Below are 26,002 nucleotides of genomic sequence, written 5' to 3'. Positions count from 1 at the left end.
TTCGAGCGGGGAGACAACCCATGTACGACTACGACCTGCTGGTCGTGGGGTCGGCCAACGCCGACCTGGTGATCGGTGTGGAGCGGCGGCCGGCGGCCGGGGAGACGGTGCTCGGCTCCGACCTGGCCGTCCACCCCGGTGGCAAGGGCGCCAACCAGGCGGTCGCCGCCGCCCGGCTCGGCGCCCGTACGGTGCTGCTGGCCCGGGTCGGCGACGACGACCACGGCAAGCTGCTGCTGGACTCGCAGCGGGCGGCCGGCGTCGACACGGTGGGCGTCCTGGTGGGCGAGGTGCCCACCGGCGTGGCGCTGATCACCGTGGACCCGTCCGGCGACAACAGCATCGTCGTCTCGCCGGGCGCCAACGGGCGGCTGACGCCGGGTGACATCCGGGCCGCGGCCAGCCTCTTCCACGCCTCCCGGGTGGTGTCCACGCAGTTGGAGATCCCGCTGGAGACGGTCGTGGAGGTGGTGCGGAGCCTGGCGCCGGACAGCCGGTTCGTGCTGAACCCGTCCCCGCCGCGGGCGCTGCCCCGCGAGGTGCTGGACGCCTGCGATCCGCTGATCGTCAACGAGCACGAGGCGAAGGTGATCCTCGGGACCTCCCGGGTCGGTGACACGCCCGAGGACTGGGCGCGGGTCCTGCTCGCCAAGGGGCCCCGTTCGGTGGTGATCACGCTGGGCGCGCAGGGCGCGCTGGTGGCGTCGGCGGACGGGGTCCGGCGGGTTCCGGCGGTGCGGGTGGACGCGGTGGACACCACCGGGGCGGGCGACGCGTTCACCGCGGCGCTGGCCTGGCGGCTCGGCACCGGCGAGTCCCTGGCGCAGGCCGCGGCGTACGCGGCGCGGGTCGGGGCGGCGGCGGTCACGAAGGCGGGGGCGCAGGCCTCGTACCCGACGGCGGCGGAGGCCGAGGCCCTGTCCCGTGCCTACCCGGGGGACGGCCCCCGGACCCCCGGCCGGACCCCGCAGGACTCGACCGGCACGGGTCCGCGAGGTGAGGCCCGGTGAAGAAGGCCGGGATACTCAACCGCCACCTCGCCGGCGCCCTCGCCGAGCTGGGGCACGGGGACGGGGTGCTGGTGTGCGACGCGGGGATGCCGGTCCCGGACGGTCCGCGCGTCGTGGACCTGGCGTTCCGGGCCGGGGTGCCGTCGTTCGCGGAGGTCCTCGACGGGCTGCTGGCCGAGCTGGTCGTGGAGGGCGCCACGGCGGCCGAGGAGGTACGGGCGGCGAATCCGCCGGCGGCGGCCCTGCTCGACGGGCACTTCCCCGGCCTGGCACTGGTCCCGCACGAGAGGCTGAAGGAACTGTCGGCGGGCGCACGCCTGGTGGTGCGCACCGGGGAGGCCCGGCCGTACGCCAATGTGCTGCTGCGGTGCGGGGTGTTCTTCTGACGGCCGGTCATGCTTCGAGGGGGCCCGGTCGTCGACCGGGCCCCCTCGGCTTTCCCCCTCCTGCCAGAACACCCGCTGATCCCCCCCGAGATCTCCCCCCGGGGTGTCCTGATGCCAAGTACGACCCGCCGGGCGGGGGAAGGGTTGCACGGGCGTCCGCATTTTTTTCCGACTTCCGGCCGCTCTCTCGTCCCCTTCGCAAACTACGCGCTTGCTGAGCGGCGGCGACCGATCGCTGCCCTATGCGGCCACCCTCCCCGCCCGGAGCAGGTCGCGCAGCGATCGTTGCTGACGAAAGTGCAAACTTTGGCGGAGGTTCCGTCATCTCCTGGGTGTGAGATACGCGACTTCCGGCACCGGAACTGGCACCCCGTCACTTCAGACGCATTTGCAACGGCGCTGGCAGTCGCCTTGATCGCCACAACCGTGGCATCCCCGTCAACCCGCCCGGCACGCCGTGCCGTTCAAGCGGGGCGGCGGCCACCCGTAGGAGTGAGCCGGACTCGCCGTGGTTGTCGCTGGTGACCGGTACTGTATGGCGCTACCACCGCTCCTCGGCAGGGCCGCGCCTCGTGGACTCCCTCGCGAGGTTCACGAACGTGGACCAGGAAGGGGAACGGCCTGATGGCTGCAGAGCCAGAAGGGCACCAGAACACCAAAGCGGACCGGTTCTACAACAAGGTCCGCTGGCTCGGGCCGATCGCCGGGATCTACAAGATCCTGCGGGAGTTCCTGAGCCACTGAGGGAAGAGCCCCGGCCCGAGAGCCGGGGCCCAGCCCGTTCTGGTGCTGCCGGAGAGCCTCATCTCTACAGCCGACAACTTCGGAGATGGGGCTCTCGCTCTGCCCGCAGCGATCTCGTGATCGCCCCGAAAGGGCGACGATTCACGTGCAGCGCGTACGCGCAGCCCCCATCTTGCCTTGCGAGGGAGGCGGTATGCGAGACCTGCCGACGGGTTGAGAGAGTGAACGGATATCTGTTTCCGCTGTGCAATTGCGCATTCGGCCAGCTCAGAAATGCGTTACTCACCCGCAAGCGTGACGCATCCCACAGAAAGGACAGCGGCATCGGGCCCGGCCGAAGCGGGCCGGATGTCCTGAACGCCCCGATCTACCGTCCGGTAGACGGAGTATCCGAATAACGGCCGCATATGCTACAGCACAGCGCTGACAGCGTGGTTCATGTCCTTACCTCCCTCACGTACGGCGCCCGCGTGACCACCCGCTGAGCCGTGTGCGTCACGAACCGGCGGGCCGTCTCGGCCAGCACCTCGCGGCCGTCGCGGGACCACAGCTCCTCGTTGAACAGCTCCACCTCGATGGGGCCGGTGTACCCGGCGGCCTCCACGTAGCCCTGCCACTCGCGCATGTCGATCGAGCCGTCGCCGATCTGGCCGCGGCCGTTGAGGACGCCCTCGGGCAGGGGGGTCGTCCAGTCGGCGAGCTGGAAGGTGTGGATGCGGCCGCCCGCGCCCGCTCGGGCGATCTGCGCGGGGGCCCGGTCGTCCCACCAGATGTGGTACGTGTCGACGGTGACGCCGACCTGGTGGGCGGGGAAGCGTTCGGCGAGGTCCAGGGCCTGCGTGAGGGTGGAGACCACACAGCGGTCGGCCGCGTACATGGGGTGCAGCGGCTCGATGGCCAGGCGGACGCCGTGTTCCCCGGCGTAGGGGGCGAGTTCGGCGAGCGCGTCGGCGATGCGTTCGCGGGCGGCGGTCAGGCTGCGCTCGCCCGGGGGCAGGCCGCCGGAGACCAGGACCAGGGTGTCGGTGCCGAGGGCGGCGGCCTCGTCGACGGCCCGCCGGTTGTCGGCCAGGGCCGCGGCCCGCGCGTCCGGGTCGGCGGCGGTGAGGAAGCCGCCCCGGCACAGGGTGGTGACGGCCAGGCCGGCGTCGCGGACCAGCTTGGCCGCCGCCTCCACGCCGTACTCCTGGACGGGTTCGCGCCACAGGCCGACGTTGACCACGCCCAGGTCGCGGCAGGCGGCGGTCAGTTCGGGCAGGGTGAGCTGCCTGACCGTCATCTGGTTGATGCTGAAGCGTGCGAGATCGGTCACCGGTCGACTCCGTACAGCGCGAGCAGGGTCCGCATCCGCTCCTCGGCGAGCTTGGGGTCGGGGAACAGCCCCAGACCGTCGGCGAGTTCGTAGGCGCGGGCGAGGTGGGGCAGGGAACGGGCCGACTGCAGGCCGCCGACCATCGTGAAGTGGCGCTGGTGGCCGGCCAGCCAGGCGAGGAACACCACGCCCGTCTTGTAGAAGCGGGTCGGGGCCTGGAAGAGGTGGCGGGACAGCTCCACCGTGGGGTCGAGGAGGGCCCGGAAGCCCGGCACGTTCCCCGTGTCCAGGACCCGGACCGCCTCGGCGGCCAGCGGGCCGAGCGGGTCGAAGATGCCGAGCAGGGCGTGGCTGAAGCCCTGCTCGTCGCCGGCGATCAGCTCGGGGTAGTTGAAGTCGTCGCCGGTGTAGCAGCGCACGCCGTGCGGGAGGCGGCGGCGCAGCTCGACCTCGCGCCGGGCGTCGAGCAGCGAGACCTTGATGCCGTCGACCTTGTCGGGGTGGGCGGCGATGACCTCCAGGAAGGTGCCGGTCGCCGTGTCCAGGTCGGAGGAGCCCCAGTAGCCCTCCAGGGCCGGGTCGAACATGGGGCCGAGCCAGTGCAGGACGACGGGTTCGGCGGCCTGGCGCAGCAGATGGCCGTAGACCTCCAGGTAGTCCTCGGGGCCGCGGGCCGTGGCGGCCAGCGCGCGGGAGGCCATCAGGACGGCCTGGGCGCCGGCCTCCTCGACGACGGCGAGCTGCTCCTCGTAGGCGGCGCGGATCTCGGCGAGGGTGAAGGGGCCGGCGGGGGCGAGCTGGTCGGTGCCCACGCCGCAGGCGATCCGGCCGCCGGCCGCCCTGGCCTCGGCGGCGGAGCGGCGGATCAGCTCGGCCGCGCCCGCCCAGTCCAGGCCCATGCCGCGCTGGGCGGTGTCCATCGCCTCGGCGACGCCCAGGCCGTGCGACCACAGGTGGCGGCGGAAGGCGAGGGTGGCGTCCCAGTCCACGGCGGCCGGCGCGTCGGGGCCGGCATCGGCGTACGGGTCGGCGACGACATGCGCCGCGGAGAAGACCGTACGCGAGGTGAAAGCGCTTCCGGGGGTGAGCGCGAGGGGCTCGCCGCGGGGTTCGTACGCCCGCAGCGTGCCGTCGGCGCCCGGCAGGTGGAGGGTCACAGCGCGATCTCCGGTACGTCGAGACGGCGGCCCTCGGCGGAGGACCTGAGGCCCAGCTCGGCCAACTGGACGCCGCGGGCGCCGGCCAGCAGGTCCCAGTGGTAGGGGGCGTCGGCGTAGACGTGCTTGAGGAACAGCTCCCACTGGGCCTTGAAGCCGTTGTCGAACTCCCCGTTGTCCGGGACCCGCTGCCACTGGTCGCGGAAGACCTCGGTGGCGGGGATGTCCGGGTTCCAGACCGGCTTGGGGGTGGCGCTGCGGTGCTGGACGCGGCAGTCGCGCAGCCCGGCGACGGCGGAGCCCTCGGTGCCGTCGACCTGGAACTCGACCAGTTCGTCGCGGTTGACGCGCACCGCCCAGGAGGAGTTGATCTGCGCGATCGCGCCGCCCTCCAGCTCGAAGATGCCGTACGCGGCGTCGTCGGCGGTGGCGTCGTAGGGCTTGCCGTTCTCGTCCCAGCGCTGCGGGATGTGGGTGGCGGTGACGGCCTGCACCGACCGCACCCGGCCGAACAGCTCGTGCAGCACGTACTCCCAGTGCGGGAACATGTCGACGACGATGCCGCCGCCGTCCTCCGCGCGGTAGTTCCAGGACGGGCGCTGGGCCTCCTGCCAGTCGCCCTCGAAGACCCAGTAGCCGAACTCGCCGCGCACCGAGAGGACCCGGCCGAAGAAGCCGCCGTCGATGAGGCGCTTGAGCTTGAGCAGGCCCGGCAGGAACAGCTTGTCCTGGACGACGCCGTGCTTGACGCCCTTCTCCTCGGCCAGGCGGGCGAGCGCGAGGGCGCCGTCGAGGCCGGTGGCGGTGGGCTTCTCGGTGTAGATGTGCTTGCCCGCGGCGATCGCCTTGCGGATCGCCTCCTCGCGGGCCGAGGTCACCTGCGCGTCGAAGTAGATCTCGACGCTGTCGTCGGCGAGGACGGCGTCCAGGTCCGTCGAGACGTGCTCCAGGCCGTGCTGTTCGGCGAGCGCCCTGAGCGCGTACTCACGGCGGCCGACCAGGACCGGCTCCGGCCACAGCACGGTGCCGCCGCCGAGGTCGAGGCCGCCCTGTTCGCGGAGGGCCAGGATGGAGCGGACGAGGTGCTGGCGGTAGCCCATGCGCCCGGTCACACCGTTCATGGCGATACGCACCGTCTTGCGTGTCACGTCATTCCCTTCGTACACGGTCCGTGCGCCGCCTCCGCCGGGACGGGCGTGATAGCAAGCGCTTTCTATCTGATACGAAGCTAGCCTGTGGGCGGTGGTCTGGACAAGACCGCGGCCGGGGTTCGACGGGCGGCTTCAGGACGAGGCGGCTTCAGGACGACGAGGCGGAGGACGAGGACATGACGGTGACCCTGGCGGACGTGGCGGCCCGCGCGCAGGTCTCCCCCGCGACGGTGTCGCGCGTGCTGAACGGGAACTACCCCGTCGCCGCGTCCACCCGGGAACGGGTGCTGAAGGCGGTCGACGAGCTGGACTACGTGCTCAACGGCCCGGCCAGCGCGCTGGCCGCCGCCACGTCCGACCTGGTCGGCATCCTGGTGAACGACATCGCCGACCCGTTCTTCGGGATCATGGCGGGGGCGATCCAGTCGGAGATCGGCGGGCCCGGCGGCCGGGCGGGCGGCGAGAGACTCGCGGTGGTCTGCAACACCGGCGGCTCGCCGGAGCGCGAGCTGACCTACCTCACCCTGCTGCAACGGCAGCGGGCGGCGGCGGTGGTGCTGACCGGCGGGGCGGTGGAGGACGCGCCGCACAAGGCGGCCGTGGCGGCGAAGCTGCGCAAACTGGGGGACGCGGGGACCCGGGTGGTGCTGTGCGGGCGGCCGCCGGCGCCGGAGACCGGGGCGATCGCGCTGACCTTCGACAACCGGGGCGGCGGGCGGGAGCTGACCGAGCACCTGATCGGGCTCGGCCACCGCAGGCTCGGCTACATCGCGGGCCCCGAGGAGCGCACGACCACCCGGCACCGGCTGGAGGGCCACCGCGCCGCGCTCGCCGCGCACGGCATCGCGGAGGACCCGCGCTGGACCGTCCACGGCCGCTACGACCGGCGCTCCGGTTACGAGGCGACCCTCGAACTCCTGCGCAGGGACCCGTCGCTGACCGCCGTGGTCGCCGCGAACGACTCCGTCGCGCTGGGCGCGTGCGCGGCGCTGCGGGAGGCCGGGCTGCGGATTCCGGCGGACGTGTCGGTGGCCGGGTTCGACGACCTGCCGTTCAGTATCGACGCGGTGCCGGCGCTGACGACGGTCCGGCTGCCGCTGGCCGAGGCGGGGGCGCGGGCGGGGCGCATCGCCATGGGGCGGGAGGAGGCGCCGCCCGGGGGGATCGCCACGGTGCGGGGGGAGTTGATGGTGCGGGGGTCCTCCGGGGGGCCTCGGTCGTGAGGTGACCCCGCGTCCGCGCGGGTGTCGTCCGGGGGCTGCCGTCCCCGGGCCCCGCTCCGGCCCGCGGCCTCGTCCTCGAACGCCGGACGGACCGGATCTCGCGCCGGACCGATGACTTCCGGAGCGGCGGGCGGTCTGATGGTGCGTAGCTGTTCGGACGGATCTTCAGGAGTGAGCCCGGTGCGTATCGTGATCAGTGAGTTCATCAGCCTCGACGGGGTGGTGCAGGCGCCGGGCGGGCCCGAGGAGGACACCGACGGCGGGTTCGCGCACGGGGGCTGGACGCACCCGTACTTCGACCCGGAGGTGGTCGGCGGGTCCTTCGACGAGGCGCTGCGCGGGGCCGAGGCGCTGCTGTACGGGCGGCGGACCTGGCAGGTGATGGCGCAGGCGTGGCCCGCGCAGGCCGGCGACCCCTTCGCGGACCGGATCAACGCGCTGCCGAAGTACGTCGTCTCCGACAGCCTCGGCGATGCCGACATGGTGTGGAACACCACCCGGGTGCCCGGGTCGCAGGCCGTGGCGAAGCTGCGCGAGCTGCGGGCGGAGGGCGGGGACGGCGGACTGCTGCTGATGGGCAGCCCCTCGCTGGTCCGGCTGCTGCTGAGCGAAGGGCTCGTGGACGAGCTGCGGCTGGTGGTGATGCCGGTGGTGCTCGGCGGCGGCAAGAGCGTCTTCCCCGCCGACGGTGTGCTGCGCGCGTTCGAGCTGGTCTCCACGACCGCCGCGCCGACCGGCGCCCAGGTGTGCGTCTACCGGGCGGCGCCCGGCGCCTGAGCCACCGCGGACGACCGCGCCCCCGGCGGCCAGGCACCCGGAGTGACCTGCTCCGCAGCGGGTACGTCGGTTGGCATGAAGCTGGCGTTCTCCACCCTCGGCGTCCCCGGTCTGCCCGTCACCGACGTGCTGCGGCTCGCGACCGAGCACGGCTACCACGGTGTCGAACTCCGCGCCCACCCCGAGGAACCGGTCCATCCGGGGCTGTCGCCCGCCGAGCGGGCCGCGGTGGCCGACCGGTTCGCGGCGGCGGGCGTCGAGATCCTCGCCGTCGCCGGGTACACCCGGGTCGCCGCCCCCGGTGACGACGGACCCGTCCTCGCCGAACTCCACGACCTGCTGGGCCTCGCCCGCGACCTGGGCGCCCCGTACGTCCGGGTCTTCCCCGGCGGCGGCGGGCAGAGCCCCGAGGAGGCCGACGCGACGGCCGCGCGGCGGCTGGGCACCGCCGCCGAGTGGGCCACCGACGCGGGGGTGCGGCTGCTGCTGGAGACCCATGACTCGCACCGCACCGGCGCCGACGCGATGCGCGTCCTCGGGCTGGTCGGCCACCGGCAGGCCGGCGCCCTGTGGGACGTGATGCACACCTGGCTGGGCGGCGAGCAGCCGACGGACTCCTTCGCGGCCCTCTCCCCCCACCTCGGCTACCTCCAGGTCAAGGACATCGCCTCCGCCGAGGACACCACGCCGCTGCCGCTGGGCGACGGGGTGCTGCCGCTCGCCGAGTGCGTGGAGCTGCTCACCCGGCACGACTGGGAGGGCTGGCTGTGCTGGGAGTACGAGAAGCGGTGGTACGAGGACGCCGCCCCGCTGCCCGGACTGCTGGACGCGGGACGGCGGTACCTGGACAAGCTGCTGAGCGAATCGGCCTGAGCGGGACGGACGTGGCCGGGCCGGCCCGAGCCGGTCCGCGTGGCCGGGCCGGCCGGTGGGGTCAGTGGGCGCGGCGGGGCTGGGGGACCGGGCCGGTGCGGCTCGGGGCCGGGTGGCGCAGGCGCCGGTTGTCGCTGATCACGTACGTCTTCACGGTGCGCTCGGCGCGCTGCGGCACGGGCCGCGGCGGGCGCGGGCCGGGCGGCGCGAGGGCCTCCGGCACCTCCGCGTCCGGCACCGCCCCGAACTCCTTCTCCTCCTCGGCCGGCTGCTCCGGCTCGCTCCCCGCCCGGTGCCGGGGCGCCGTCCGCCGGGGCGGGCGGGTCAGCGTGACCTGGCGTACGAGCTGCTGGAAGCAGGCCAGTGAGGCGAGCCCCGGCAGGGCCGCGGCGGCGATGTCGATGACGGTGCCCGGCGCCTGGACCACGCAGAGGAAGACCGAGATCAGCGAGAAGACCAGGACGACGCACCAGGAGTGCACGGCACGGCGCTGGTGCAGTGCCGCCCGCAGCACGGACAGCGAGGCCACCAGCCAGGGCCCGAAGACCAGCAGGGGCCACCAGGACACCACCCCGGACTGGAGCCGGGTCACGGCGACGACGCGCAGGGGGTCGTAGGCGACCACTCCGCTCAGCAGGCTCACCGCGCTGGCGATGACGGTGACGAGGGCGGCGGTGAGGTAACTGACGGCGTCCAGTCCGCGCGGGCCGCGCCGCTCGCGCACCTTGCGGTGGCTGTGGGCGGCGTCCCGCAGGGGCGGCAGCTCCGTCGTGATCTCCTGGAGGTCGCCGAGCGGGCTGCCGGGCGCGGGGGCCGCCGCCGGGGCCTCTCCGGGCGGCGGCGGGACGTCCGGGCGCTGTTCCGCGAGGGCGTCCTGGAGCAGGAAGGCCAGTTCCTCGGCCGGGTCCCAGGTCATGTCGGGGACCAGGGGCGGCGGGGCGTACTCCGGGGCGGGGGCGCGGTGCCGGCCGTCGCCGGGCGGGAAGTCGTAGGTGCCGAGGGGATGCGGGTCCTGGAAGTGCGGGCGGTATGCGGATTCCTCGCCGTACATCATGCGACCCCGGTCATTCCGCCCGCGAGAACGCGGGTCGCTCATTCACTGCGCGTGCGATCCGGCCCGTCTCCCGGAATGTCACGGGGAGCCGGCCCCCCTCAGTCACCTTGGTCATGTTCGACTAACGCGACGGTGAACCCGCTGGGTACGTGGCACACGAGTGAATGACCGGCCCGACAAGTCCTATCGGTGAGCCGGTGTCGAGGCGCTTACGGGACGAGCGAGGAAGCACTGTTCTCGTGGGCCTGTCCGGTTGCCTGTCCGGTTGTCCGTGCGGTTGTCGGTGCGGCTGCCCGCGCGGTTGTCTTCCCGGTCGGTTCCCGGTGCGTTTCCGCCGGGTCCGCCGGTCCGGTGCCGGGCGCCGTCCGGCGGCGGGGCGGCAGCGAGGTCAGCGCGACCCCGCCGACCAGCAGGGCCGCCGCGCACCAGCGCAGCGGGGAGACCGGCTCGCCGAGGAACAGGGCCGCCGACGACATCCCGAAGACCGGCACCAGGAGCGAGAACGGGGCGACCGCGGAGGCCGGGTGGCGGCGCAGCAGCCAGCCCCAGGCGCCGAAGCCGAAGACGGTCGCGACCCAGGCGACGAAGAGGACCGTGCCCGCGCCCTGCCGGTCCAGAGCGCGCAGCGCCGCCAGGTCCCGGGCGGGCCCCTCGGTCAGCAGGGACAGGCCGAGCAGCGGCAGGACCGGGACGGTGCTCACCCACACCATGAAGTTCAGCGCGTCCGGCGGCGCCGCCTTGCGGGTCAGCACGTTGGACACGCCCCAGCAGAACGCCGCCGCGATCACCAGCGCGAAGGCGCCCAGCGGGCCCGAGGCACCTTCGTCGACCGCCGCGACGCCGATGCCGGCGAGGGCGACCAGCATGCCCGCCGCCCGTATCCGCGTGGGCCGTTCGCCCAGTACGGCGGCGGCGATGACGGCCGTGAACACCGCCTGCACCTGGAGCACCAGGGAGGTCAGCCCGGCCGGCATCCCCGCGTCCATGCCGAGGAACACCAGGCCGAACTTGGCCACGCCCAGGGCGACGCCGACCGCGACGATCCACTTCCAGGCCACCTTCGGGCGGCCGACGAGGAACACCGCGGGCAGCGCCGCCACCAGGAAGCGCAGGGCGGAGAAGAGGAGCGGCGGGAAGTGGTCGAGGCCGATCTCGATGACGGTGAAGTTCACGCCCCACACGGCGGCGACGAGAACGGCGAGGAAGAGATGTGACGGTCGCATGCGTCGAGGATCACCTTCCCGCACCGTGAAGCACCAGCGATGATTGCTGCACTGTCGGATGAAGCGATGCTGAATGAACGAGGGGTCCCCATGCTCGACCTACAGCGGCTGCGGGCCCTGCACGCGGTCTCCGTGCACGGCACGGTCGGGGCCGCCGCCACGGCGCTCGGCTACACGCCGTCCGCCGTGTCCCAGCAGATCGCCAAGTTGGAACGGGAGACCCGCACCGTCCTCCTGGAACGGGCGGGCCGGGGCGTCCGGCTCACCGACGAGGCCCGGCAACTGGCCGATACGGCACAGGAGTTGCTGGCGATCGTGGAGCGGGCGGAGACGCGGCTGGAGGAGGGGCGGGGGCGGCCGGCCGGGAAGCTGACGATCGCCGCGTTCGCGTCGGCGGCGCGCGGTCTGCTGCCCGCCGTGCTCGCCGACCTCGCCCGCCGGCACCCCGCGCTGGACGCCCGGCTCACCGAGGTCGACCCGCACCTCTCCGTCGACCTGGTCGCCAAGGGGGCCGTCGACCTGGTGGTGGCGCACGACTGGGACATCGCGCCGCTGCCCGCGCCGGCCGGGGTGGAGCACGCGGCCATCGGCGACGACCTGTGCGACCTGCTGGTCCCCGAGGGGCACCCGTTCGCCGGGCGGGCGGCGGTACGGCGGCAGGAACTGGGCGGTGAGCGGTGGATCTGCCAGCCGCCCGGCCGGGTCTGCCACGACTGGCTCCAGCGCACCCTGCGCGCCGCCGGGCACGAACCGGACATCGTCCACCAGGCCGACGAGAACCCGACGCTGGTCGCGCTGGTCGCCGCCGGACTCGGGGTGGCGCTGATCCCCCGCCTCGGGCGCGGGCCGCTGCCCGCGGGGGTGGTGGAGGTGCCGCTGGACCCTATGCCGGTGCGGCACCTGTACGCCCTGTGGCGCGCGGGCGCGGCCCGCCGCCCCGCCATCGCGGAGACCGTACGGTCGCTGCGGGCGCACTGGCCGGCGGCGGCGTCCCACCCCCGCAACTGACGCTCCGGGCCGCCCCCGCCCCTCGGGCGGCCCCCCGCCCCGTGCCTGTGCGTTCCCTTGACTGGCAGAAACTTCCCGGATATTGGTGACACCTCGGAAGTTTCCTTCACCGGCCTCCGGAAGGAGCGCACGTGCCCGACAGCAGCACGGGAAGCACCGGAAGCACCGCCCGGCCCTCCAGACGTACGGTCCTCGCCGCCGGCGCGGGCGTCACCGCGGCCCTGGCCGCCGGCGGCACCGCGTCCGCCCGGCCCGCCGCCCCCGCCGGCGAGGCCCGGCTCCGCTCCCTCGTCTCCCGGATGACCCTTGAGGAGAAGGTCGGCCAGCTCTTCGTGATGCGGGTCTACGGCCACTCCGCCACCGCCCCCGACCAGGCCGACATCGACGCCAACCTCGCGGAGATCGGCGTCCGCACGGCCGCCGAGCTGATCGCCAGGTACCGGGTCGGCGGCATCATCTACTTCGCCTGGGCGCACAACACCCGCGACCCCCGGCAGATCGCCGCCCTGTCCAACGGCATCCAGAAGGCGTCCCTGGCGCAGGAGCGCGGGCTGCCCGTGCTGATCTCCACCGACCAGGAGCACGGCGCAGTGGCCCGGGTGGGCGAGCCGGCCACGCTGTTCCCCGGCGCCATGGCGATCGGCGCGGGCCGCTCCCGCGCCGACGCCCGCAGGCTGGGCCGGATCGCGGGCGCCGAACTGCGCGCGATGGGCATCCGCCAGGACTACGCCCCCGTCGCCGACGTGAACGTGAACCCGGCCAACCCGGTGATCGGCGTCCGTTCCTTCGGCGCCGACCCGGGGGCCGTGGCCTCGCTGGTGGCGGCGGAGGTGACCGGGTACCAGGGGTCCGGGGTCGCCGCCTGCGCCAAGCACTTCCCCGGGCACGGGGACACCGCCGTCGACAGCCACACCGGCTTCCCCGTCATCACGCACAGCCGCGCGCAGTGGGAGGAACTGGACGCCCCGCCGTTCCGGGCGGCGATCGCGGCGGGCATCGACTCCATCATGACCGCCCACCTCATGGTTCCCGCCCTCGACGACTCCGGTGACCCGGCCACCCTCTCCCGCCCCATCGTCACCGGCCTGCTCCGCGAGGAACTGGGCTACGACGGGGTCGTGGTCACCGACTCCCTCGGCATGGAGGGCGTGCGCACCAAGTACGGCGACGAGCGGGTGCCGGTGCTGGCCCTGAAGGCGGGCGTCGACCAGCTCCTCAACCCGCCCGACCTGGACCTGGCGTGGAACGGCGTCCTGACGGCCGTACGGAACGGGGAACTGTCCGAGGCCCGCCTTGAGGAATCGATCCTGCGGGTGCTGCGGCTGAAGGCGAAGCTGGGCCTGTTCCGGGACCCGTACACCTCCGCGCGGGAGGTGGACCGCACCGTGGGCACCCGCGCGCATCTGGCGGCGGCCGACCGGATCGCCGAGCGGACCACGACCCTGCTGGTCAACGAGGGAGACCTGCTGCCGCTGTCCCGGCGGCGGACGCCGAGGCTGCTCGTGGTGGGCGCCGACCCGGCCTCCCCGTCGGGCACCACCGGCCCGCCGACCACCGTGCTCGCGGGCGCCCTCACCGAACTGGGCTTCACCGCCACCGCCCTGTCCACCGGCACCGCCCCCACCTCCGCCACCGTGGCCCGCGCGGTCGCCGCGGCCGCAGACGCGGACGCGGTCGTCGTGACCACCTACAACGTCACCGCGACCAGCGGCCAGCGCACCCTGGTGCGGGAACTGCTGGCCACCGGCCGGCCGGTCGTCGCGGTCGCCGTGCGCAACCCGTACGACGTGGCCCGGCTGCCGGACGTCCCGGCCGTGCTGGCCGCCTACTCCTGGACCGACGTGGAGGTGCGGGCCGCGGCCCGGGTGATCGCCGGCCGGGCGGAGCCGCGCGGCAGGCTGCCGGTGCCGGTGGTGCGGGCGGACGATCCGGCGACGGTGCTGTACCCGGTCGGGTACGGCCTGACGTACCGGTCGTGACGGCCGCGCCCCGCCGGGACGGACGGCTTTCGTCCCGGCGGGGCGGCGGGCTGCCGCGGCTCACGGGCGCAGCGCGGGCTCCCGTTCCACGTCGCGCCGGTCCAGCTTCGCGTCGAAGCGCGCCAGCGGCCTGGCCGCCGACGGGTCCTCCTGGACGGCGGCGGGCGCGACGCCCGCCCAGTCGAGGACCCGGGCGGTGGCGAGCGCCTTCTGCTCCGGGACCAGTCCGGCGACGTTGGCGCCGTGGTTCATGCCGGGCGCGGTGAAGACGTAGGAGTCACGCGCCCCCTTGCCCAGGCGGAACGGTTCGGCGCCCCACGGGTCGTTCTGCCCGTACACGAACAGCATCTGCCGGGCGTTGCGCTGGACCCACGCGTCCACGTCGTCCATCACGAACGGCTGGAACCGCATCGGGATGTCCCGGGGCACGAAGTTGCGCGGCGGCTGGTAGCCGTAGCGGATGTACTTCTTCTCGATGTGCGGGAAGTGGATGGTCGGCGCCCCGAGCTGGGTGCCCGCCTGGTAGTAGTACGGCGTGTACGGGGTCAGGCCCTGGTCGGTGTAGGCGGTGAAGCCGGAGATCGTGTCGACGGAGGTCCAGATGTCGTCGTCGGTGGCGTTCTTCGCGTCCGCCGGGATCGTGTCGCAGTCCTTCAGGGTGCTGTACTGCCAGAAGCCCCAGACGTAGTCGAGGACGACGGCCTCGTAGGCGCGGTCCAGGCTGCCGATGGTGTCGAAGGTGTAGCCGTTCTCGGCGGCGTACGCCCGGTAGCGGTCCTCCAGCGCGGCCCGGCGCACCAGCGCCTCGCGCTGCACCCCGTTCAGCCGGTCGCGGCACTCCTTGGTGCCGACCGTGGCGAAGAACCGGTCGTACGCCGAGTCCTCCCTGTTCACCACGTCGTTGGGGGCGACGTAGGCGACCACGCCGTCCATGTCGCGCGGGTAGAACCGCTCGTAGTAGGTGGCCGTCATGCCGCCCTTCGAGCCGCCGGTGGAGATCCAGTTCTCGGAGTAGATCTTCTTCAGGGCCGTGAAGATGCGGTGCTGGTCGCTGGCGGCCTGCCAGATGTCCAGCTTCGACCAGTCGGCCGGCTCGGGCCGGGACGGGGTGAAGTAGCGGTACTCCATGGAGACCTGGTTGCCGTCCACGATCTGGGTCGGCTCGCGGCGGCTCGGCGTGGTGGAGACGTTGTAGCCGCCGGTGTAGAAGACCGTCGGGCGGGCGGTGTCCTTGTGCAGCACGGTGATCCGCTGCTGGAAGGTGCCCTTGGACGGGTGCCGGTGGTCGACCGGCTGGGTGTAGCCGAGCACGAAGAAGCGGTAGCCGGGGTACGGCTTCTCCTCGATCAGGCTCATCCCCGGCACGGAGAGAAGCCTGTCCTTGATGTCGGTGGCCTCCGGCTGGGCGGCGGTGGCCGCCCCGGCCGTACTGACGGTGCCTATGAGCACGGCCAGCGCCAGCAGCCATCTGAGCGCCTTGCGCATGCACCCTCCCCTGGGTATCTGACGTCCGCCGGAAGCTATCGGAGCTTCTCGGCGACGCACCAGGGGAGCGCGCGAATCCCTGGGAGAAACCTGTGGATCAGCACAGGACCCAGCCGGAGGTGACCGAGCCGCCGCCGACCCGCCCCTCCACCCACACACAGCGCTGACCGGCGTGCACGGTCACCGGTCCGGCCCGGTAGGCGTACCTGCCCTTGTCCACGACCGGCCGGCCGCCGCGCGCCCGGAGGCTGACCGACATCGTCCGCTTGGTGCCGGGCTTCTTGGGCAGGGTGACGGCGCAGACGTATCCGTCGCGCTTGTGCACGACGACGGAGCCGGTGGAGAACGGCAGGGTGCGCACCGTGCGCCCCGGACAGGACGAGGCCGCCAGCGCGTCCTGGGGCGCGGCGACGACGAGCAGCCCGGCGGCGGCCAGCAGGGCCGCGCCGAGCCCCAGTCGCCGGTGGATCGCGGCGCTCCGGGTCACCAGGACCCCTCCTCCGTACGGCGGTCATGGGCGTACGGCTGTACGGACGCACGACACCCACCGCACGGTTGCGCGATTCTCATCGGGTCGCGCCGACCGGCTCCCCGGGCCCGTCCGCCCCGACGAAGGTCCGCCACAGCGCCGCGTACCGGCCGTCGCGGGCGAGGAGTTCCTCGTGCGTGCCGTCCTCGGCGACCCGGCCGCGGTCCATCACCACGACCCGGTCGGCGCGGGCGGCGGTGGTCAGCCGGTGCGCGACCACCAGGGTGGTACGCCGGCCCGACAACCGGTCGGCGGCCTGGTTGACCTGCGCCTCCGTGGCCAGGTCCAGGGCTGCGGTCGCCTCGTCCAGGAGCAGCACGTCCGGGTCGACCAGTTCGGCGCGGGCCAGCGCGATCAACTGCCGCTGCCCGGCGGAGAGGTTGCGTCCGCGCTCGGCGACCTCGTGCAGGTAGCCGCCCTCCAGGGTGGCGATCATCTCGTGGGCGCCGACCGCGCGGGCCGCCGCCTCCACCTCGGCGTCGGTGGCGTCCGGGCGGCCGTAGGCGATGGCGTCCCGGACGGTGCCGGGGAACAGGTACGCCTCCTGCGGGACGACCCCGAGCCGGTGCCGGTAGGCGGTCAGGTCGAGGTCCCTGAGGTCCCGGCCGTCGACGGTGACCCGGCCGCCGGTCGGGTCGTAGAACCGGGCCACCAGCTTCACCAGCGTCGACTTGCCCGCGCCGGTCTCCCCGACGAACGCCACCGTCTGCCCCGCCGGAATCCGCAGGGTCACGCCGGTGAGGGCCTCCTCCTCGTCGCCGTACCGGAAGCGCACGTCCTCGAAGGCGATCTCGCCCCGCAGCGAGGGCACGTCCAGCGGCTTCGCGGCGGCCCTGGTGGAGGCCGGCTCGCGCAGCAGTTCCTGGATGCGGCCGAGCGAGACGGCGGCCTGCTGGTAGCCGTCGAAGACCTGGGACAACTGCTGCACGGGCGCGAAGAACAGGTCGATGTAGAGCAGGTACGCCACCAGCGCGCCGGTCGTCAGCGTCGCGTCGTCGATGCGGGCACCGCCCACGATCATGACGGCCGCGGCGGCGACGGAGGACAGGAACTGCACGAACGGGAAGTACACCGAGATCAGCCACTGCCCGCGGACCCGGGCCTCGCGGTAGCTCGCGCTGCGCTCGGCGAACCGCCGCCCGCCGTCCGTCTCGCGCCGGAACGCCTGCACGATCCGCAGCCCCGCCACCGACTCCTGGAGGTCGGCGTTGACCGCCGACACCCGCTCCCGGGCCAGTTCGTACGCCTTCACGCTGGCCCGGCGGAAGAAGTACGTGGCGACGATCAGCGGCGGGAGGGTGGCGAAGACCACCAGGGCGAGCTGGACGTCGATGACCAGCAGGGCGGCCATGATGCCGAAGAAGGTGACGACCGACACGAACGCGGTGACCAGACCGGTCTGCAGGAACGTCGACAGCGCGTCGACGTCGGTGGTCATCCGGGTCATGATCCGGCCGGTCAGCTCCCGCTCGTAGTAGTCCAGACCGAGCCGCTGGAGCTGGGCGAAGATCTTCAGCCGCAGCGCGTACAGCACCCGTTCGCCGGTGCGGCCGGTCTTGCGGATCTCGCCGGTCTGCGCGGCCCACTGGGCGATCACGGCGAGCAGCGCCAGCAGGGACGCCGTCCAGACCGCGCCGAGGGCGAGCCGGTCGACGCCGTCGTCGATGCCGTGCCGGATCAGCACCGGCAGCAGCAGGCCCATCCCGGCGTCCACGGCGACCAGGGCGAGGCTGATCAGCAGCGGGCGGCCGAAGCCGCGCAGCAGGCGGCGCAGCCCGTAGGACTCCTCGGGCCGCACCGCCCGCTCCTCGTCGACGTCCGGGACGTCGGTGGCCGGGGGCAGCGCCTCGACCTGAGCGAGCAGTTCGGGGGTGGCCGGGGTGCCGTCCAGGGCCGCGTCCCGGGGGGTGCGCTCCCCCGCCCACAGCCGGGGCGTGATCCCCCGCTCGGCGTCGAACTCGGCGTCCAGCTCGTCCCGTACCGAGGTCTCCTCCGCCGGCGCGGCCGGGCGGGCGTGGCCGGGCGAGACGCCGCCCAGCTCGTCCGGGTCGGTGAGCAGCTTCCGGTACAGCGCGCACCGCCGCTGGAGTTCCTCGTGGGTGCCGACGTCGGCGAGCCGGCCGCCGTCCAGGACGGCGATGCGGTCGGCGAGGTTCAGGGTGGAGCGGCGGTGGGCGATCAGCAGGGTGGTCCGGCCCCGCATGACCTCCTTCAGCGCCTCGTGGATCTCGTGCTCCACCCGGGCGTCCACGGCGGAGGTGGCGTCGTCCAGGACCAGCAGCCGGGGGTCGGTGAGGATCGCGCGGGCCAGCGCGACCCGCTGGCGCTGGCCGCCGGAGAGGGTCAGGCCGTGCTCGCCGACCGTGGTGCCGTACCCGTCGGGCAGGTCGCTGATGAACCCGTGCGCCTGCGCGGCGCGGGCGGCGGCCTCGATCTCCTCGTCGGTGGCGTCCGGGCGGCCGTAGGCGATGTTGGCGCGGACGGTGTCGGAGAAGAGGAACGAGTCCTCCGGGACCAGGCCGATCGCGGACCGCAGCGAGTCCAGGGTCAGCTCGCGCACATCGTGCCCGCCGACCAGGACGGCGCCGTGCGTCACGTCGTAGAAGCGCGGCAGCAGCAGGGAGACGGTGGACTTGCCGGAGCCGGAGGTGCCGACCACGGCGAGGGTCTCCCCCGCCCCGATCCGGAAGCTGAGTCCGCGCAGCACCGGACGGCCGGGGTCGTAGCCGAAGGCCACGTCGTCGAACTCGACCGTCGCGGGCGCGTCGGCGGGCAGCGTCCTGGTCCCGTCGGCCATCGCCGGCTCGGTGTCGATCAGCTCCAGGACGCGTTCGGTGCCCGCGCGGGCCTGCTGGCCGACGGTGAGGACCATGGCGAGCATCCGGACCGGGCCGACGAGCTGGGCGAGGTAGGTGGAGAACGCCACGAACGTGCCGAGCGTGATGTGCCCGCGCACCGCCAGCCAGCCGCCGAGGGCGAGCATCGCGACCTGCCCGAGGGCGGGCACGGCCTGGAGGGCGGGGGTGTAGCGGGAGTTCAGCCGGATGGTGCGCAGCCGGCCCGCGAACAGCTTCCGGCCGACCTCGCGCAGCTTCCCGGTCTCCTGCTGCTCCTGCCCGAAGCCCTTCACCACCCGGACCCCGCTGACGGCGCCGTCCACGACGCCCGCGACAGCGGCGGCCTGCGCCTGCGCGTACCAGGTGGAGGGGTGCAGCCGGGTGCGGCTGCGGCGGGCGATGAACCACAGGGCGGGCGCGACGGCCAGCGCGACCAGGGTGAGCGGCGGCGACAGCCACGCCATGATGACCAGGGAGAGCAGGAACAGCAGGACGTTCCCGATGGTCATCGGGAGCATGAACAGCAGGCCCTGGATCAACTGGAGGTCGCTCGTCGCCCGGCCGATCACCTGCCCGGTGGACAGCTCGTCCTGGCGCCGCCCGTCCAGCCTCGTGATCGTGCCGTACATCTCGGTCCGCAGGTCGTGCTGGACGTCGAGGGCGAGCCGGCCGCCGTAGTAGCGGCGGACGTAGGTGAGGACGTACACGACGACGGCCGCGCCGATCAGGACGCCCGCCCAGAGGGCCATCGACCGGGTCTTCGTCCCGATCACGTCATCGATGATCACCTTGGTGATCAGCGGGACCAGCGCCAGTACGGCCATGCCGGCCAGCGAGGAGCCGAGGGCCAGGACGACGTCCCGGGGGTGGCGCCAGGCATAGCCCGCCAGTCGTCGTACCCATCCCCGTTGCGCGTCCACGCCGGTGCCCTCCGTTCGTCCTGCTCTGCCGGAAGGCACCAACGCGCTGACTAGCGGATTTCATCCCGCCGCAACAATCGGGAACGATCAGGGGCGCACCCGCAGCCTCAGGAAGCGGGTCGTCTGGGCGGCGCTCTGGTTGTCGTCGCTCACCAGCAGGACCCGCAGACCGCCCTTGCCGTGGCCGGTGACCGCCATGCCCTCGATGTTGTCCAGCAGCGGGTTCGGCTGCGGCTGCCTGGCCGTCGCGCCGAGGGAGGGGCAGGCGACGAGGTCGGCGAGCAGGCTCTTCCGCACCGTCCGTACGCCGCTCGCGGTGAGGTTCCCGGTCCCGCCGACGTCCGCGGCCCGGCGCGCGTCGGCCAGGTAGAGGCGGACGGTGTTGCCGACGCCGGAGGTGAAGCCGCGCTCCAGGACCAGCAGGCGGCCGTCGGGCGTCGCGGCGACCTCGGGCACGCCGAGACCGGCGTCGACGGGGTACGCGTACTGCGCGCCGGGCCGCCAGGTGCCGTGCCTCGTCCGCTGCCAGGTCTGGACCCGGACCAGGCCCGGGTCGTCACCGCTCAGGGCGTACTCCATCGAGGCGACCAGGGTCCGGCCGCCCGGCAGCAGGGTCAGCCCCTCGAAGCTGCCGTTGGCCCGTGCCCGGCCGGCCGGCGCGGTCCGCAGCGCGTCCGGCACCGGCAGCCGGTCCAGGATCTTTCCGGTGCGGGAGTACCGGCGGATGGAGGGCTCGGTCTCCGAGGAGACGAGGTAGGTGCCGTCGCGGTCGACGACCAGGCCCTCGCTGTCCAGGGCGGCACCGCTCTCGTCGGCGAGCGGGACGACGGACCTCGGGGCCAGGGTGTCCGCGTCCAGCCGGAAGAGGGCCGACCGGTCGGACAGGGCGGTCAGCGTGCCGCGGCGGTCGGCCGCCAGCGCGGAGAAGTTGCCGACGTAGGTGCCGTCGAAGGCCGTCTTGTCCAGGGCGTCGGAGAAACCGTCGAGGGAGACGGACGACGAGCAGGCGTTCCGCGCCGCGGCGCCGGGCGCCGCCGCGGGCGAGGCGGTGGCGGGCCCGGCGGCCGTGAGGCAGGCGGCGGCCAGGCCGGCGGTGACGGCGGCGAGTGCGGTGCGCAGGGTCATCGGATGCATGGCGGCACGGTAGGGCGGAGCGGTGACGCGGGGTGGGCCGTCCGGTGAAGTCGGCGGGCGAGGCCCTGAAGGCGGCTCCCGGCGACCGCCGACCGCGCGACCGGCCCTAGCGGCCCTCCGTACCGTCGGTGCCGAAGCACTGCCGTGATCCGTCCCGCACCAGGCAGGCCGTGACCCCCGTCAGGTCACGGCGTTCGGCGGCGACCATGGGGGTGGACAGGGAGCCCTGGGCGTCGTACTCGTCGTGCACCTCGGAGTGCAGCGGCGGCCGGTGCGGGACGACGATCTCGACGCGGTCGCCGACCTCGCCGAGGTCGATCCGGGCCCAGACCGCGCCGCAGACCGTGCCGTACCGGATCTTGATCGCGGTCCGGCCGCCGAAGACGTGCCGGCTCAGGGTGAGCGGCGGCGGTTCGGCGCCGCAGCCGTACCGCTCGGGGTCCTTGCCGGTGCAGGTGCTGCCGTGGCAGCCCTGCACCGAGGGCGTCGGCGACGGGGTCGGACCGGAGCGGCCGGTGCCGTCGCCGGAGCCGCCGCCGACCGCCACGGGCACGGCGATCGCGGCGGCGGCCAGGACGCCCGCGGCCCCGGCGAGCGGGCCCCGGCGCAGTCGGCGGGGGCGGGCCGGAGGGTCGTCGGGGGCGTCGGGCGGGGCGGCGGCGCGGCCGCTCCACGCGGCGTCGGCCAGCTCCCACAGGGCGACCGGGCGGGCCGGGTGCTCGCCCGCCAGCTCGCACAGCTCCACCACGGCCGCGCGGGGCGGCAGCGTCTTGCCGTTGAGGTACCGCTCCCAGGAGGACTTGCTGTACGGCGTCTTGGTCGCGAGCCCGGCCAGGCTCAGCCCGGTCGCGGCGCGCAGGTCCCGCAGCGCGGCGGCGAGCCGCACGCACTCCACGGGCCGGTCGGGCGTCATCCGCGCAGCACTCCCCAGGTGTCCTCGCCGATGACGCCGTCCACGACGATGCGGGCCTTGTCCTGGAGGCGTTTCACGGCGCGTTCGGTGTGGTTGCCGAACATGCCGTCGGCGATGCCGGCCGGGAAGCCGTGGTGCCGCAGCAGGCACTGGGCCTCGACGACGGCCCACTGGACGGACCCCTTGCCGAGCAGGGCGGTGCGGGTGCGGCTGTAGCCGGCGTAGAGCAGGCCGTCGGCCGCGCGCCGCACCCGGCAGGGGTGGTCCTGGCCGGTGCGGAAGACGAACGGGCCCGGTCGCACGGCCCCCGGTTCCTTGCCGGCGGTCGCACCGCCCGCCGGCGCGGCGCCGGTGGCGGCCGGGCGGCCGGCCACGGTCCGGTCGGTCTCCCAGGGCGCGGTCAGCGCCAGCACGGCGAGGGCGGCGAGGGCCACCACGGCCGCCGCCACCAGGGCGACGACCCCGCGCCGCCGCCCCCGGGGCGGCGGGTCGTCCGGGCCGGCCGGTCCGGCGCCCCCGGTGCTCTCCGGGGCGCCGCCCGCCTGCACGGCGATCTCGTGCAGGGCCAGTAATCGGGCCGGGTCGGTGTCGCAGGCGCGGGCCAGCGCCTCGACGGCCCGCTGCGGCGGCAGGGCCCGGCCGTTGAGGTAGCGGTCCCACGAGGAACGGCTGTAGCCGGTCCGCGAGGCCAGGGCCTGAAGGCCGAGGCCGCTGTGGTCCTTCACCCTGCGCAGGTGTACGACGAGCTGCCGGACGCGCGGGTCGAGCGCACCGGGCAACTGCTTCCATCGAGACATGTCCCCCCCATGTCCGACTCCCAGGTCGTCACCGAGGATGCCGCATGTGACGGCTCCGGTTCCCGTGCCGGACGGGGCGGCGGTAGGTTTTCGGACACCGCGGGCGGTGCTCCGGCGTCCCGTCGGTGCCTCGTCCCGGGGGGCGTCCTGCCTGGTCAGCGCGTGGGACGTCCCGGGTGGGCGGCATCTGCCGGGCGGTGGTGGCGGGGGGCGGGCGCGGGCGGGCATGGTCGGTGACGACCCCGGGCGACCTGCCCGGAAGACGTACACGGAAGACCGAATCGGGGGAACCTCTCATGGCCATCGGCGCAACGCGCAGGACCGTCGGGATCGGCGTCGCCACCCTCGCCCTCCTGGGCGGGACGGCGAGCGGAGTCGCCACCGCCCAGAGCAGCGGCGGCACCGGGACCGTCGCCGTGCAGGCGCACTCGGACGACGCGTCCGCCGCGGCGAAGAAGTGCAAGTACACCAGTGGCATCGGCTTCTACTGCGGCTACTACAAGGGCAACGCGACCGTCCGCTCCGGCAGCAAGGGCAACGCGGTCCGCGAGGTGCAGGCCCTGATCAACCAGACCACCAATTACAAGCCGAAGCTGAGCGTGGACGGGGACTTCGGCAGCAAGACCAAGAAGGCCGTGGTCTGGTTCCAGAAGACGTACAAGGTCAAGCCGTACGACGGGATCGTCGGCAAGAAGACCTGGGCGGAGCTGCGGCTGAAGTAGCCGCGGCGCGGTACCGGCGGCCCGTCCTCGTCTCGGGGGAGAGGACGGGCCGCCTCCGCGTGTCAGGACAGGTGGGTGGGGGCGAACATGCGCAGGACGGCGGGGAGGACGACGACGGACGGGCCGGGGGCGGCGAGGGCCTCGGCGAGGTCGGCGGCCAGGGTTTCCGGGGTGGTGCGGACGCCGGGGACACCGAAGGACCCGGCCAGGGCGACGTAGTCGGGGCGGGTCAGTTCGGTGGCGGTGGCCTGGCCGAAAGCGTCGGTCATGTACTCGCGGAGGATGCCGTAGCCGCCGTCGTCGACGATCAGCCAGGTGACGTTCAGGCCGTACTGCTCGGCGGTGGCCAGCTCGGCGACCGAGTACAGGGCGCCGCCGTCGCCGGAGACGGCGAGGACCGGGCGGGTCGGGTCGGCCGCGGCGGCGCCGAGGGCGGCGGGGAAGCCGTAGCCGAGGCCGCCGGCGCCCTGGGCGGAGTGCATGGTGTTGGGCGCCCCGGCGTCGAACGCCGACCAGGCCCAGTAGGCCAGGATGGTCATGTCCCAGAAGGACGGGGCGCCGGCCGGCAGCGCCCGGCGGACGGAGGCGAGGACCCGCTGTTCCAGGTCGAGGTCCTGGGCGTCGATGCGGGCGCGGACCCGGTCCAGGAGGGCGCGGACCCGGGCCGGGGCCTCGGCGTCCTCGCGGGGCCGGACCGTCTCCAGCAGGGCCTGGAGGGCGAGGCGGGCGTCGGCGTGGATGCCGAGGGCGGGGTGGTTGGACTCCAGCTTGCCGAGGTCGGCCTCGATCTGGACGATCCGGCCGCGGGGCTCGAACGTGTGGTAGTTGGAGGAGAGTTCGCCGAGGCCGGAACCGACGACGAGCAGGACGTCGGCGTCCTCCAGGAAGTCGGTGGTGTGCCGGTCCTCCAGCCAGGACTGGAGGGAGAGCGGGTGCCGCCAGGGGAAGGCGCCCTTGCCGCCGAAGGTGGTGACGACCGGGGCCTGGAGCGTTTCGGCGAGCTGCCGCAGCTTGCCGGCGGCGTCCGCGCGGACCACACCGCCGCCGGCGACGATCACGGGGCGGGCGGCGCGGGAGAGCCAGTCGGCGGCGACGGCGGTGAGTTCCACGCGGGGCGCGGGCTCCTCGGGGGTGGCGTCGACGCCGGTCACCACCGGCAGGACGGTCTCGGCGAGCAGGACGTCCTGCGGGATCTCCACCCAGACCGGGCCGTGCGGGGCGGTCAGCGCCGACCGCCACGCCTCGGCGATCGCGGACGGGATCTGGGAGGCGGCCCGCACGGTGTGCACGGACTTCACCACGCCCCGGAACGAGGCGGCCTGGTCGGGCAGTTCGTGCAGATAGCCGTGCCGGCCGCCGCCCAGGCCCGCGGTGGGGACCTGGCTGCTGATCGCCAGCACGGGCGCGGAGGCGGCGCGGGCCTCCTGGAGCGCGGCGAGCGAGGTCAGCGCGCCCGGCCCGGTGGACAGCAGCAGCGGGGCCGCCTCGCCGGTGATCCGGCCGTAGGCGTCGGCGGCGAACCCGGCGTTGTTCTCCACCCGCAGGCCGATGTAGCGCAGGCCGGAGCGGCGCAGCGCGTCGAACACGCCGAGGGCGTGCTGGCCGGGCAGGCCGAAGACGGTGGTCGCGCCGAGCCCGGTGAGGGTCTCCACGACCAGGTCCCCGCCGGTGCGGCCGGGGGGAGGGTTCAGCGCCGCCTTCGTCCGGGCGGGCGTCGGACGCAGTTCCAGGTCGTGGTCGTGGGTCACTTGGCGCGTGCCCCGGCGATCTGGCGGGCCATGATCGTGGTCAGCTCGTAGGCCGTGTGGGAGGCGGCCACCGAGGTGATCTCGGCGTGGTCGTAGGCGGGCGCCACCTCGACCACGTCCGCGGAGACCAGGTGGCAGGAGGCCAGGCCGCGCAGGATCTCCAGCAGCTCGCGGGAGGTCATGCCGCCGGCCTCCGGGGTGCCGGTGCCGGGCGCGTGCGCGGGGTCGAGGCAGTCGATGTCGATGGAGATGTACAGCGGGCGGTCGCCGATGCGCTGGCGGAGCTGGTCGGCGACCTCGTCGACGCCGCGCCGCATGACGTCCGCCGAGGTGACGATGCCGAAGCCCATCTTGGCGTCGTCGTCCAGGTCCTTCTTGCCGTACAGCGGGCCGCGGGTGCCGACGTGGGAGAGGGCGGAGGTGTCGAGGATGCCCTCCTCCACCGCGCGGCGGAACGGGGTGCCGTGGGTGTACTCGGCGCCGAAGTAGGTGTCCCAGGTGTCCAGGTGGGCGTCGAAGTGCAGCAGGGCGACCGGGCCGTGCTTCTTCGCCACCGAGCGCAGCAGCGGCAGGGCGATGGTGTGGTCGCCGCCGAGGGTCATCAGCCGGGCGCCGGTGCCGAGCAGGTCGTCGGCGGCGGCCTCGATCGTGTCGACGGCCTCGTTGATGTCGAAGGGGTTGACCGCGATGTCCCCGCCGTCGGCGACCTGGGCGAGGGCGAACGGGGCGGCGTCCTGCGCCGGGTTGTACGGGCGCAGCAGCCGGGACGCCTCGCGGATGGCGTTGCCGCCGAAGCGGGCGCCGGGCCGGTAGGAGACGCCGGAGTCGAACGGCACGCCGACCACGGCCACGTCGGCGGCGGCGACCTCGTCCAGGCGGGGCAGCCGGGCGAAGGTCGCGGGTCCGGCGTAGCGCGGGACGCGGGAGGAGTCGACGGGGCCGCGGGGCGACTCGTTGCTGGTCATGAACTGCCTTCCTTCGTACGCTTCGTCGCGTATGTACTGCTCGGGTCCCGACTCT

The 26,002-nt window shown here is 73.9% G+C and carries 21 protein-coding genes; 8 read left to right on the top strand and 13 right to left on the bottom strand.

Translation table 11 applies throughout. The annotated features are described in order from the left end of the window. Positions 1-20: 20 nt before the first annotated feature. Together ACFY32_RS00220 and rbsD are read left to right on the top strand one after the other, a co-directional pair. On the top strand, positions 21-1,010 hold the full coding sequence (locus ACFY32_RS00220; RefSeq protein WP_390673015.1) for a ribokinase: 990 nt from the start codon (positions 21-23) through the stop codon (positions 1,008-1,010). After that, complete coding sequence (gene rbsD, locus ACFY32_RS00215; RefSeq protein WP_359192206.1) at positions 1,007-1,396, top strand: D-ribose pyranase; 390 nt, start codon at positions 1,007-1,009, stop codon at positions 1,394-1,396. The genes ACFY32_RS00220 and rbsD overlap by 4 nt, the downstream gene beginning before the upstream one ends. Before the next feature lie 1,180 nt (positions 1,397-2,576). Here rbsD and ACFY32_RS00210 read toward each other — a convergent pair. Genes ACFY32_RS00210 through ACFY32_RS00200 form a run of 3 tightly spaced genes read right to left on the bottom strand, consistent with a single transcriptional unit; the run spans position 2,577 to position 5,757 of the window. Continuing rightward, positions 2,577-3,452, bottom strand: coding sequence for a sugar phosphate isomerase/epimerase family protein (locus ACFY32_RS00210; protein ID WP_390673014.1), 876 nt, complete (start codon positions 3,450-3,452; stop codon positions 2,577-2,579). Continuing rightward, positions 3,449-4,609 carry a dihydrodipicolinate synthase family protein gene (locus ACFY32_RS00205; RefSeq protein ID WP_390673013.1) on the bottom strand — a complete coding sequence of 387 codons (1,161 nt, stop codon included), beginning with the start codon at positions 4,607-4,609 and terminating at the stop codon, positions 3,449-3,451. Before ACFY32_RS00205 ends, ACFY32_RS00210 begins: the two co-directional genes overlap by 4 nt. Continuing rightward, positions 4,606-5,757: a Gfo/Idh/MocA family oxidoreductase gene (locus ACFY32_RS00200; protein ID WP_359192216.1), complete on the bottom strand. Its 1,152-nt coding sequence runs from the start codon at positions 5,755-5,757 to the stop codon at positions 4,606-4,608. Before ACFY32_RS00200 ends, ACFY32_RS00205 begins: the two co-directional genes overlap by 4 nt. Positions 5,758-5,936: 179 nt before the next feature. Between ACFY32_RS00200 and ACFY32_RS00195 the strand changes: the two genes are divergently transcribed. From ACFY32_RS00195 to ACFY32_RS00185, 3 genes are all read left to right on the top strand, one after another. Next, positions 5,937-6,983, top strand: a complete 1,047-nt coding sequence (locus ACFY32_RS00195; RefSeq protein ID WP_359192219.1) for a LacI family DNA-binding transcriptional regulator — start codon at positions 5,937-5,939, stop codon at positions 6,981-6,983. A gap of 180 nt (positions 6,984-7,163) precedes the next feature. Then, positions 7,164-7,760, top strand: coding sequence for a dihydrofolate reductase family protein (locus tag ACFY32_RS00190; RefSeq protein WP_390673012.1), 597 nt, complete (start codon positions 7,164-7,166; stop codon positions 7,758-7,760). A 75-nt stretch (positions 7,761-7,835) separates the two neighbouring features. Further along, complete coding sequence (locus tag ACFY32_RS00185) at positions 7,836-8,633, top strand: sugar phosphate isomerase/epimerase family protein (protein ID WP_359192224.1); 798 nt, start codon at positions 7,836-7,838, stop codon at positions 8,631-8,633. 61 nt (positions 8,634-8,694) lie between these two features. Here the strand turns inward: ACFY32_RS00185 and ACFY32_RS00180 are convergent, their stop codons facing one another. Further along, a complete protein-coding gene (locus ACFY32_RS00180; RefSeq protein WP_390673011.1) occupies positions 8,695-9,687 on the bottom strand; it encodes a hypothetical protein in 993 nt (330 codons plus the stop codon). A gap of 209 nt (positions 9,688-9,896) precedes the next feature. Further along, entirely contained in the window at positions 9,897-10,910 is a 1,014-nt protein-coding gene (locus tag ACFY32_RS00175) for an EamA family transporter (RefSeq protein ID WP_359192229.1), read from the bottom strand. A gap of 90 nt (positions 10,911-11,000) precedes the next feature. On the opposite strand from ACFY32_RS00175, the gene ACFY32_RS00170 reads away from it, so the two are divergent. Continuing rightward, on the top strand, positions 11,001-11,918 hold the full coding sequence (locus tag ACFY32_RS00170) for a LysR family transcriptional regulator (protein WP_359192232.1): 918 nt from the start codon (positions 11,001-11,003) through the stop codon (positions 11,916-11,918). A gap of 131 nt (positions 11,919-12,049) precedes the next feature. After that, positions 12,050-13,897, top strand: a complete 1,848-nt coding sequence (locus ACFY32_RS00165) for a glycoside hydrolase family 3 protein (protein ID WP_390673010.1) — start codon at positions 12,050-12,052, stop codon at positions 13,895-13,897. A 60-nt stretch (positions 13,898-13,957) separates the two neighbouring features. On the opposite strand, the gene ACFY32_RS00160 is transcribed toward ACFY32_RS00165, so the two are convergent. The 6 genes from ACFY32_RS00160 to ACFY32_RS00135 all read right to left on the bottom strand — a co-directional run bounded on the left by ACFY32_RS00160 (position 13,958) and on the right by ACFY32_RS00135 (position 22,512). Further along, complete coding sequence (locus ACFY32_RS00160) at positions 13,958-15,382, bottom strand: S28 family serine protease (protein ID WP_359192238.1); 1,425 nt, start codon at positions 15,380-15,382, stop codon at positions 13,958-13,960. Between the two features lie 97 nt (positions 15,383-15,479). Continuing rightward, positions 15,480-15,869 carry a hypothetical protein gene (locus ACFY32_RS00155; protein WP_390673009.1) on the bottom strand — a complete coding sequence of 130 codons (390 nt, stop codon included), beginning with the start codon at positions 15,867-15,869 and terminating at the stop codon, positions 15,480-15,482. Between the two features lie 79 nt (positions 15,870-15,948). Further along, positions 15,949-19,668 carry an ABC transporter ATP-binding protein gene (locus tag ACFY32_RS00150; RefSeq protein ID WP_390673008.1) on the bottom strand — a complete coding sequence of 1,240 codons (3,720 nt, stop codon included), beginning with the start codon at positions 19,666-19,668 and terminating at the stop codon, positions 15,949-15,951. An 87-nt stretch (positions 19,669-19,755) separates the two neighbouring features. Beyond that, positions 19,756-20,793, bottom strand: a complete 1,038-nt coding sequence (locus ACFY32_RS00145; RefSeq protein WP_390673224.1) for an esterase-like activity of phytase family protein — start codon at positions 20,791-20,793, stop codon at positions 19,756-19,758. Positions 20,794-20,908: 115 nt separating this feature from the next. Further along, positions 20,909-21,715, bottom strand: a complete 807-nt coding sequence (locus tag ACFY32_RS00140) for a helix-turn-helix domain-containing protein (protein WP_390673007.1) — start codon at positions 21,713-21,715, stop codon at positions 20,909-20,911. Beyond that, positions 21,712-22,512, bottom strand: a complete 801-nt coding sequence (locus ACFY32_RS00135; protein WP_390673006.1) for a helix-turn-helix domain-containing protein — start codon at positions 22,510-22,512, stop codon at positions 21,712-21,714. The genes ACFY32_RS00140 and ACFY32_RS00135 overlap by 4 nt, the downstream gene beginning before the upstream one ends. A gap of 296 nt (positions 22,513-22,808) precedes the next feature. Between ACFY32_RS00135 and ACFY32_RS00130 the strand changes: the two genes are divergently transcribed. After that, on the top strand, positions 22,809-23,234 hold the full coding sequence (locus ACFY32_RS00130; RefSeq protein WP_359192253.1) for a peptidoglycan-binding protein: 426 nt from the start codon (positions 22,809-22,811) through the stop codon (positions 23,232-23,234). Positions 23,235-23,296: 62 nt separating this feature from the next. On the opposite strand, the gene ACFY32_RS00125 is transcribed toward ACFY32_RS00130, so the two are convergent. Both ACFY32_RS00125 and speB read right to left on the bottom strand, forming a co-directional pair. Continuing rightward, positions 23,297-24,982: a thiamine pyrophosphate-binding protein gene (locus tag ACFY32_RS00125; protein WP_390673005.1), complete on the bottom strand. Its 1,686-nt coding sequence runs from the start codon at positions 24,980-24,982 to the stop codon at positions 23,297-23,299. Beyond that, positions 24,979-25,947: an agmatinase gene (gene speB, locus ACFY32_RS00120; RefSeq protein WP_390673004.1), complete on the bottom strand. Its 969-nt coding sequence runs from the start codon at positions 25,945-25,947 to the stop codon at positions 24,979-24,981. Before speB ends, ACFY32_RS00125 begins: the two co-directional genes overlap by 4 nt. Positions 25,948-26,002: the final 55 nt, after the last annotated feature.

It is taken from the genome of Streptomyces sp. NPDC000134, assembly GCF_042899225.1.
GTDB lineage: Bacteria > Actinomycetota > Actinomycetes > Streptomycetales > Streptomycetaceae > Streptomyces.
This window is presented reverse-complemented; position numbering and strand designations above follow the sequence as displayed.